At 33.0% G+C, this 9,926-nt stretch carries 12 protein-coding genes; 10 read left to right on the forward strand and 2 right to left on the reverse strand.

The window, feature by feature from the left end; genetic code table 11:
- Positions 1 to 269: 269 nt before the first annotated feature.
- Entirely contained in the window at positions 270 to 896 is a 627-nt protein-coding gene (locus ACFCYJ_RS26735) for a hypothetical protein (protein WP_376078933.1), read from the forward strand.
- 659 nt (positions 897 to 1,555) lie between these two features.
- Positions 1,556 to 1,927: a sigma factor-like helix-turn-helix DNA-binding protein gene (locus ACFCYJ_RS26740; RefSeq protein ID WP_376078935.1), complete on the forward strand. Its 372-nt coding sequence runs from the start codon at positions 1,556 to 1,558 to the stop codon at positions 1,925 to 1,927.
- A gap of 426 nt (positions 1,928 to 2,353) precedes the next feature.
- Here ACFCYJ_RS26740 and ACFCYJ_RS26745 read toward each other — a convergent pair whose 3' ends face one another.
- Positions 2,354 to 3,532 carry a tyrosine-type recombinase/integrase gene (locus ACFCYJ_RS26745; protein WP_483869493.1) on the reverse strand — a complete coding sequence of 393 codons (1,179 nt, stop codon included), beginning with the start codon at positions 3,530 to 3,532 and terminating at the stop codon, positions 2,354 to 2,356.
- A gap of 59 nt (positions 3,533 to 3,591) precedes the next feature.
- On the reverse strand, positions 3,592 to 4,449 hold the full coding sequence (locus ACFCYJ_RS26750) for a helix-turn-helix domain-containing protein (RefSeq protein WP_376078937.1): 858 nt from the start codon (positions 4,447 to 4,449) through the stop codon (positions 3,592 to 3,594).
- 182 nt (positions 4,450 to 4,631) lie between these two features.
- Between ACFCYJ_RS26750 and ACFCYJ_RS26755 the strand changes: the two genes are divergently transcribed.
- From ACFCYJ_RS26755 to ACFCYJ_RS26790, 8 genes are all read left to right on the forward strand, one after another.
- Entirely contained in the window at positions 4,632 to 4,811 is a 180-nt protein-coding gene (locus ACFCYJ_RS26755) for a helix-turn-helix domain-containing protein (RefSeq protein ID WP_376078939.1), read from the forward strand.
- A 129-nt stretch (positions 4,812 to 4,940) separates the two neighbouring features.
- Positions 4,941 to 5,210 (forward strand): hypothetical protein, encoded by a 270-nt coding sequence (locus tag ACFCYJ_RS26760; RefSeq protein WP_376078940.1) that lies wholly within the window; start codon positions 4,941 to 4,943, stop codon positions 5,208 to 5,210.
- A gap of 57 nt (positions 5,211 to 5,267) precedes the next feature.
- Positions 5,268 to 6,038, forward strand: coding sequence for a Rha family transcriptional regulator (locus tag ACFCYJ_RS26765; protein ID WP_376078942.1), 771 nt, complete (start codon positions 5,268 to 5,270; stop codon positions 6,036 to 6,038).
- A gap of 155 nt (positions 6,039 to 6,193) precedes the next feature.
- Complete coding sequence (locus ACFCYJ_RS26770) at positions 6,194 to 6,634, forward strand: ArpU family phage packaging/lysis transcriptional regulator (RefSeq protein ID WP_376078944.1); 441 nt, start codon at positions 6,194 to 6,196, stop codon at positions 6,632 to 6,634.
- A 932-nt stretch (positions 6,635 to 7,566) separates the two neighbouring features.
- Entirely contained in the window at positions 7,567 to 7,701 is a 135-nt protein-coding gene (locus ACFCYJ_RS26775) for a hypothetical protein (RefSeq protein ID WP_376078946.1), read from the forward strand.
- A gap of 59 nt (positions 7,702 to 7,760) precedes the next feature.
- Positions 7,761 to 8,672 (forward strand): hypothetical protein, encoded by a 912-nt coding sequence (locus ACFCYJ_RS26780; protein ID WP_376078948.1) that lies wholly within the window; start codon positions 7,761 to 7,763, stop codon positions 8,670 to 8,672.
- The gene (locus ACFCYJ_RS26785; protein WP_376078950.1) at positions 8,669 to 9,166 is read left to right on the forward strand and encodes an HK97 family phage prohead protease; all 498 of its coding nucleotides are present in this window, start codon (positions 8,669 to 8,671) and stop codon (positions 9,164 to 9,166) included. The genes ACFCYJ_RS26780 and ACFCYJ_RS26785 overlap by 4 nt, the downstream gene beginning before the upstream one ends.
- Before the next feature lie 98 nt (positions 9,167 to 9,264).
- A partial coding sequence (locus ACFCYJ_RS26790) for a hypothetical protein (RefSeq protein ID WP_376078951.1) occupies positions 9,265 to 9,926 on the forward strand: 662 nt, incomplete at its 3' end.

The following is a 9,926-nucleotide window of genomic DNA, read 5'->3' on the forward strand; positions in this document are numbered from 1 at the left end:
ACTTGAAAAAGCTGCCGCCTGCAAAATACAGACAGCAGCTTCAAAAAGTTGCCTAGCTTTTTTTCAAAATGTCCTTTACAAAGGGTACACTTTAAGGTTACTAGGATTTTTATTTTTTTCGTTTAGCATTATATAGAGAATGATAGATTACTTAATAGAGTTTTAATAGATAAATCATGAAATATCGTAGTATTTTTAACAGAGTTTTAAGCCATTAAAAAAACTTATGATTAAGTTGTTCCAAAAAACAACACAAGGAGGAATTTTTAATGGCAATTAATAATGGTAATTCAGATTTCGGTTTAAAGGTATCTAAAACAGGTACAAAAAGTTTAAGCATTTCTTGGAGCAAAAGTGGTGGTATTGGTTACGGTGGATCAATTCAAGTGCAACGACCGGGAGATGGGAAAATTATTTTTTCAAAAGATTATAGTCAAGCGACTGCAAAAGATTCTATAACGGTTGAAACTCCATATTTTGGGGAATACAAGGTGCATATAAAGGCGAATAATGGATATACGTATGACACAGCTTATTGCAAAGTACATCTAGCGACAACAACGTCTGCTACTTACGAGTTTACGGCTAAAGATGTACTGAATTGGAAAATAAATGCTACATTTACACTGGGTTCTTTTGCGTTATTAGGTTTTGCTAGTTTGTTAGTTGTATCTGTAACTACTACCGTAATTTCATTAGGTGCAACAATAAGAGGTGTTTGGGTACATGACACTAAGTATGAGCCATTTCCAACTCCTAGAGCTGGGGATAAGATAATTACGAAAATAGAACCTGCAACTGATGGAGTTAGAACTACTATTTCTTTTAAAGCGAAAAACGGTGGCGTTTATCAGGACAAGGTAACTACAGCAAAATACTTGACATACACAAGATAATAAACGAAAAGCACATGATGGACTATTCATGTGCTTTTTTGAAAAATTTATAAAGTTGATAAAAAAAGTAGCTGTAGCATCCGAGCACAATTAAAATTATTCCTAAAGTTTTAACGTTAAAAGTTATGAACACTTCATCTTTTACAATAATTATAAAAATGGTAAGTAATAAAAGTAAAGCTAGATTCAATAGTAAGTTAATTAGTTGTTTTTTCTGGGTGAAAATTAAGAGTAGAATCGTTTTAAGTGCAAGGATAAGGCCGAAAACAAATAAATATATATTCATAATCATGTCGAATTCCATGTCTCACCTCAAAAATTTATTTAATTAAACCATTTCACTTCATGATACCTTATTTTCGTTATTTATTGTTATACAATGTGAATTTATAGTATAGTTAATACAAAAAAGAACATACGTTTCTGTGTGATTGATGTTATGAAATATGTTGATTTTTATAAATTTATTATCAAATTGGGGTTCCCAGTTGTAGTTTCAATGTTATTACTCGTTAAATTGGACAAGGGTATGAAGAACATAGAAATAGCGATTATTAATTTAACAAATGAGCTTAAAGACACAAAAATCAAGAGCGAAGATTAAATAAAATGTTAAGAATTAATTTGGAACAGAAAAATAGGGGAAAGGGGAAATGGGAATGAAGAAGAACGGACGCAAATTAGATAAATTGGTAGAAGAATATTTGAAATTGTATCCATATATAAATAAAGAAAAAGTCGGAACTTTAACCAAAGATCAAATGGTAGCCATATGTATAAGTGGGTTGTTAAACATAATGCCCGAAAAGGAATTTGCCTTTATCAAATATAGATATTTAAAAGGATGGACTATAGTTAAGATAGCTCAAGAGATGAGTTATAGTCAGCAAATGATATATGTTATTCGTAAAAATGCACTGAAGAAAATTTATCACGGTATAAGTCATTTGCTCTACAATGAGGAAAAAGAATTGGTTGCCAAAGTTGAAAAAGTTGATGAAACTGTGTATATCAATAATAATAGATCTTGAGTATGATATGAAAATACATTTAATTTGCCTATATGGCTATTTTTTATTATCACAAAAAGAACATATGTTCCATTTGAGGGTAATGATGTATTCTTTTTTTAGGAAAGCCACTCATTTGAAAAGAAAACATGAGTGACTTGATAGCTCTATCATCTTATTTAAAAATTGATAAAAATTATGTACACCTGTCCGTATGTTCTTTTTATAAATTTTAAGGTAAAAATGCTCCTGAAGATTTCCCTCGAATCCCCACAATCAAAACGTAAATTTCCGCTTATCTGATTAAATACAAAAACCTCGCAAACGCTTGTATAAACAAGGTTGCGAGGTTTAAGAAACGAAAGTATTCTAACGTTAAAAGATTAGCGAGAGTAGAATACAACTCACCTAGAAAACGCATTAACACCAATGGTTTTCAGTATTTATTTAATTTTTAGCCCCAGAATTAGCCCCAATGCTATCACTGAAAATCTGAACTGTTTCTTCTTCAAGTTCTTTTAATACATGTCCATACACTTCATAGATCATTGCTGGTGTGTTTCCCAAACGTTCGGCAATCACTTTCACATTGACACCTTTGTTTAATAATACGGTACAGTGTGTATGGCGTAATCCATGAAGGGTAATTTCAGGTAAGCTGGCTTTTTCTACTACACGTCTAGTCATATAAAGCAATCCAGAATCAGAAATCGGCTCACCTGTTTGATAGGAAACAAAGACAAAACTCGTATCTTTAATTTTCTTTCCGAAAGCAAAAAGAGTAGCCTTGCACCATGTATGATATTTTTCTAATTGTGTTAATACAGACTTTTCAACTTTAATAGTACGCAAGCTGTTTTTTGTTTTTGGAGAACGAACTCCTTTTTGGTCGCGTGTACGCTCAATAGTAATCGTATTGTTTTTAAAGTCAATATTTTTCCATTGAAGTCCACACGCTTCACCTCTACGGATACCCGTATATGCGATCAATAGAAGGAACGTATAATTTGTAATGTTTTCAGTTTCTTTAGCAGTTTTTATAAACAGCCCTAATTCGTCAGGAGTTAAATAATTTTCATCTGCTTTATTGGAGAGGTTTGTTGCTTCCTCAAATGCGATTTTGGTAAAACGATTTCGAAGTAAAATCTCTTCTTCTACTGCAGCATTGATAGCTATTTTAAACAAATTGTGGAGCAATCTAACTGTACTTGGTTTATAGCTTTTTTCTAACTCATTAATGTAATGTTTTTGATAAATTGCTTTAGTGAGTTGTTGCAGCTTGAAATGACTTATTAACGGCTTCATTTGTAAACGGATAGCCATTTCACGTTGTTTACGTGAGGTTACTTTCCATTTCTTTTGATTGGATTCATACCAAATATCTAGCCATTGGCCAACAGTTAAGTTATCATTTTCAATATACTTTGTTTCATCACGCAGCGTTTGAGCCTTAACTTCCAATAGGGCTTTCAATGCTGCTTTTTCTGTTTTAAAGCCACTTTTCTTCTTCTCTCTCCGTTTATTAGCGGCATCATAATACTTATGACGGTACATCCATAATTTCTCTCTGCTTGCATTGAAATAGTGATATATTTCAGGTTCTTTTGCTGATTTATATAACTTCACCTTGTCCATTCCTTTCATGCTTGGCGGCGTGTGTACAGGAATAGGTGAGTAGGTGAGTGTTATTTATCTTCTTTCATTACCCATTCTTGAATGGTTTCGGGAGATTCATTTATTATTTTTGATATTTCTTCAACGCTGCTTCCTTGAACGAACAAGGTAAGTGCTATCTCCTTTGATTTTTGTGAATTCATTATTAATGTTTCTAAATAAGATTCAAGGAGTTTAATCTGCTGTTTGGACAATTTATGAGTTTTGTACAGGATATTTGGTTGTTTTAAATAAAGCGAAAGTTCTTTTTGTGATGTTTCAATTGATTCGGATGGTGTAATTCGCTCCAAAGCCAATTCCGTAAGTTTATCTAATACTTCTTCTTTCCAATCAAATGCGCTTGAATTAGCTTTAGCGGTGAATGATTTAAGTACCGTATTGTAGTTATAATATTTTATGAAACCTTCTTCCAAATCTACGTCTATATAGTCTGGTTCAACATCTTCTTTATATTTTAAGTAATCGAGATATAGCCTATCAAATCCTTCAAGATCTGGTTCATAACTCATATTCCCTGAGAACATTTCGAATATCTTTAATTGAACATCTTCAAAAAAATAACCATCTGTCGAAAGTGCTTTTAGAACTTTTGCGGTCATTTCATATAATTTTGCATCAAGTTCATAGTAATCATGTAAAGCCTCATTGTCTAAATGTCCAGCAGCTTTCAAAAGTTTTTCATATCGAACATCTAAAGGTTCAGAGATTTTTATTAGAATCTCTGGTGAAGGGAAGTTTTTTAGTTTCCCATTTTCTATTTGAGATAGATAAGGGTGAGAAACTCCTGATAACGCAGATAAAGAAGCAAGTGTTAGCCCCCTTTTTTTGCGTAATTCTTTTATATAAGAACCAAATTGAACTAAATCCACAATTAGTACACCTCTCTCTTTGACAATATCATAAACATTTAATGTTGATATAGCAACAAATAATAACGATTAACAATTTTTAAATATATAAATGTTGACATAACAACAAATATTATCTTAATATTTGATATATCAACAAATAATATTTGATACATCAACATAAATGCGAGGTGGTGAACCGAATGGATAAAATGACTGTAAAAGAGGCAGCGCTTTACATTGGATCGTCGGAGTACAAGTTACGTGAGATGGTTCGAGGAAATGAAGTTCCTCATTACCGTATTGGTAATAAAATAATGTTTCGAAAAACAACGCTTGATGACTGGATCACACAACAAGAGTCAAAATGTTTGGCTAAATGAAGATAAGTCAAATCTATGCAGTTTCATTGTTTTAATTGTGTTGCTAACTTAAAAGAGTGTAATCAATATTGATAGTTTTAATAAAAGGATGAGGATGAAAACAACTGATAGATAGGGGGTGGAATGTTAATGATTCCAACAATTATTGAACTCCAATTAGATAAAAAGCAGATTCAACAACATATTGAAAAACAACTCGATGAGTCTATTCAAGCGCAGCTTTGGCTCGTATCGGTGGAGCGACTTGCACAGTTAACGGACATGTCCAAGCGGTGGTTAGAGACCGAGATACTAAACGATCCACGTATGAGAGCTATTGAGCGTAAAAAGAATCGTAAACGTTGGTATTTGGCGCAACAGGCTTTCGAGGTAATAACTGAAATTACATCAGAATGGTAAATAAAACGCTTGGCGGCGTGTGTTATAGGAATAATTAAAAAGGAAAGGGGCATTATTATGAATCAATTAAAAGTAGTTTCATTTAACGGTCAATTAATAACAGATAGTCGAGATGTGGCAGAAATGGTTGGGAAACGTCATACGGATTTATTAAGAAGCATCGATAATTATAGCGAAATTTTACTCAACGCAAAAATGCGTTCAGCGGATTTTTTTATTGAAAACACCTATAAAGATTCTTCTGGGAAAGAAAATAAGTGTTACCTAATCACACGCAAAGGCTGCGACATGGTAGCAAATAAAATGACTGGTGAAAAGGGTGTTCTATTTACTGCAGCGTATGTTACTAGATTTGAAGAAATGGAGCAAGTTTTAAATCGTTCTACATTCTCAAGCAATAACGCAGTGGAATTTGAAAAACAACTAATTGGCGTGAAGTACGCTACAGAAATACTACGTGTGGACGAACCATCTAAGATTCGAATGTTAGAGGAGGCTCATAAGAAACATGGTGTACCAACGAATCATTTGCCAGCTTATGTGGAAGGTGAGGAACTAAAAGTATCCTTGACGCAACTTCTAAAAGAAAATGATGTGAAAATGAGCACAGCTAAAGCAAATACACGAATGATTGAAATAGGGTTATTAGAAATCAAGGAACGACCTTCCTCAAAGGGAGGTATTAAGGAATTTAAGTCATTGACAGAGGCAGGGCGTAAATTTGGAGATAATGCAATAAATCCTCATAACCCTAAAGAAACGCAGCCATTATATTACCCATCTATGTTTAGTGAGCTTCTAGAACTGTTTGTGTTTGCAAGTCGATGAATTCTCAGGCATGTGTAAAGGAATAGCACAAACGGAGGTAGGAAACAAAAGCGCCTTAAGAATAGTAATGAACGCAGTAAAAAGCTGCTATGGGTTAACCACAAAAATGACACATATGAACTAGGATCCCTCTTAAATAAAAGGAGGAAATAATTTTGGATTTTAAATTACCAGAACTTGATAGTAAGGCTATAAAAGCAGCTGTGGAACGTGAGTTAGAAAGGTACCGTATTTTTAAATATTTAACGTTTGAGGAAAAGGAAACAACTACCACATCACATATTAATGACATTGGTGGAGGAAATGGTAATTTGACTAGTGACCAAACAGGCTCAGTTGCCAATTACAACTTGGATGCTCTAAACGTAAGACATAAGTATTGTGAACGTATTGAGCACGCTGTGAAAAGTTTACCACCAATGGAAAGGTTTTTGATTGAAGCAAGGTATATGGTTAATGATGCGGAGTATTTAACAGATATGAAAGTCTATTGTTTTAAGTTTCAACCACCTATTTCAGCGACTACTTACAATAAAATACGTGTAAAAGCTTTACAAAAACTTGCTTTGGATTTAAATATCGCACTTATTGTGTAGGGAAAAGGTGTAAAAATGATATGAAGATAGCTGGGTATCAGCATGTATAGAGAGAGGATACGTTGAATTCACTTGACTGTCGCGGATTAGCGTCTAGTGAAACGAGTTTCTTCTATATATGCAAAATTCCTAAAGAAAACAATAAAGAAAACTAACTAGCAAATACATTTTGCTAGGGAGAGCTCTATTTAATTAATGGAAACATATAAAGGAAGAATTGATTGTAACATGAGATTAAATAAACAACACTCATGATTCTCGAAGAGAAGGTGGCACATGAAAAGCGTATAACATGTATACGGCTTCAATGCAGACGTTTTAAAGAAATGTGTGACCAATTGATGACCGTGACCGACACACGCTTACAATCAATTTTGAACGCAATTAGAAGGGAGACTATGGACTACCACACAGTGCAACCTGAAACAATTAGAACAAATCTACAAAGAGAGATTTATAAGCAACTGATGAATAGATTAGACAACCTATAGGGAGTGGACTGAGCAATGAAAGAAGTTAGATGTCCTAAATGCAATAAGCTACTAAGCAGAACTAAAGGGAATTTCAAATTAGTAAATGATGATTACGACATTGAGATCCAATGCGTGAAATGCAAAACAAAAACGAATATAAAACTTGAGAGACTCTAGAAGTCCAGTAGTTGCACAGTAATGTGTATGCTATTGGGCTTTTTATTTTTTGTCACACTTGGGTGATAGCCCCCCTATCAAATTAATTTTATGGCCATTTTCCTGTAGACCGTATGAGCATGTAATTGCGCGCCTCAAATTGAATTTTTGAAAAAATTTTTAGTGTGACAAAAGGCAATATGCAATATATGCCTGGGTTCATGCTACTTAGAGATGCATAGGACTTTGTCACACTTGTCACAGCACTCCATTGTGACAAAGTCCTGAAAGGAGGTGAGGATTATGAGACAAATTGAACAGGCTTCTATGTTTATAGAATCACGTGCAGCTGCTATTGAAACGTTTAAACGCGAAAAAGAGCTTTATGAAAAGCGACATGCACTAATTATTAAGATTAATAAAGTATTGAAGAAATAACCCAACAATGAGCGTGTATGATTGTGTACACGCTCCTATTTCAAGGAGATGAAATAAGGATGATTGAATATAAAGTATTAGTCGATAAATTACCTAAGAGAGATCGAGAAGCATTTTTAAAGATTGAAGAAGAATATTATGCTTCTTGGGAATTATTGCAACACAAGAGTGAAAGCATGCGCCAAAAAGGAAAAAAGGAATATATGGAGAAATCACATGCTTTTACAACGGCACTATCATTACTTAAGAATGGAATATTTACGGCTGACGGTCCAAAAAGACCACAATTAAGTAAAGCAGAATTGTTATTGCAATCTAAAAGTAAAGACCTTTTAAAAATGGTTCCTTCATTTGCTGAGCTATTAATGTTAGTGGATGATAAACCAGCTTTAATAGAAAAAAAGAAGCAAACAATTAAAAAGTTTCAGGAAGAAATTAAACAATTAGAAGGAATTCAATTAAATAATAGCTATAGTTTAATTAATCCTAAACGATTCTTTAACAAACTTTCTACTGAAGAATGTGCGAAGAAAATTGAAGAACTACAACGTAAAATTTCCAATGAAGAAACTGAAATTAAGAATTTGCAAGCTGTTGAATCAATTGAACTGTATGGTGTATCTAAAATCTCAACTGAAATGGAGTTAGTATTAAACACTTCAAAAAGTAAGCTCAATGAAATGGCTGAGAAAGTATTAACTGCACAAAAGCAATATTTTGACCTTTTGAAACTATATGGCGAGATAAAGAGTTCAGCAAGTCATTTCAGTAATGAAATTAAAAACACCATTGATAACGAGTACCAGAAGGTAGCAGCTGCTTCACAAAATCCATCTTATCCGAACCAACCAAGTAAAAGATTTACTATTCCTGTAACACTGGAATTTGATCCACGTATTAGAGAAGGCCATATTGAACGAATTATTGATTTTCGCGGACAAATCACAAATGAGGTTATGAAGCGACCATGACAAAATCTTTAGTTATTAGTGGATACGCACTTTGTTGGAATGAACGAGCGTGTATCCATGATGACCAAGGGAGATTTTACGAGCAGTTCCTACAAGGTGCCTTTGTAGACTCTATAAAAAAACGGAATCAAACTGCTCGATATTTCCATTTGAGTTCGCTTGATTTTGCAAGTGCAGAAACTGGTCAACTTACATTATTTGAAGATGAAAAAGGTTTGTCTTTTCGTATTGAATTAGAAAATAACCATGAAAATCGTCTACTTTACAACTTAGTAAAGGATGGGCAATTAAGTCACGTTTCAGTTGGATTTAAAAATGCAGAATATAAAGAGATGAAAAGAGGAAGGCAAAAGTTTAGGTTAATACAACGTGCAGAGTTAGTAGAAATTAGTGTAGTAGAAAATCCAGCTTATAAAACATCTATTGTGCAAGTGGGTTGTAACAATAAACGATTAGAGTTGATTTCTAAAATTGATACGGCATTGAGTAGATAAAACACTTACTTCGGTAGGTGTTTTTAATGTTGTCAGATTAGCGTTATTGGAATATGATACCAATTCTATTACAATTGTAGTAGAAAGGTGTGATTATATTGAAAGGTAATTTTGAAAAGTATTTAGAATTTAATGAAGCAGCAGAAGGATTAGATTTATTAATAGAATCAGGTTATTACGGTGAAGAAGCAAGAAAATTAGTGGAAGATAGGGAAAATTACGATGATGTAGATTATTTTATTAGAGTACTAACAGAATGGCATGAAGATAAGAATCAAGTGAATAAACACAAAACATACGAGTATATTTCAATTTTACTTAAGTTATATATTCAAGCTGTCAAAGAAAATCCTGAAAAATCACTTAAACTGATAGCTAATTTTAAACTGGGTCCTGAAGATAATACGGCTATGGAATTCATGACTGCATATACTGAGTATGTTAGAGTGTTCAATGATACAAAATTATTAGCAGCAGAAGTAACCGCGGACCCTCAAAATCTTGCAAAAAAATTAAGATATACAAAAGCAATTTCTGTAGCATATATGAATGGTATCGAATATATTAGCAAAACATTAAATCTCTTAATTTGTTTAGAGAAGATTGTAAAAAAAGAACAGTATAATTTTTATAAGATAAATAAAATGCCCTTACATGATAAAATCTTGTTGTTTAATCCTGAAAATAAATATGACACTTTGTTGGAAATGATAGATAGAGAATTACGAAATGCTGAAGCACACACAACAATAAATTATGT

The organism is Lysinibacillus sp. NPDC056232, assembly GCF_042267565.1.
In the GTDB taxonomy this organism is placed as follows: Bacteria; Bacillota; Bacilli; order Bacillales_A; family Planococcaceae; genus Lysinibacillus.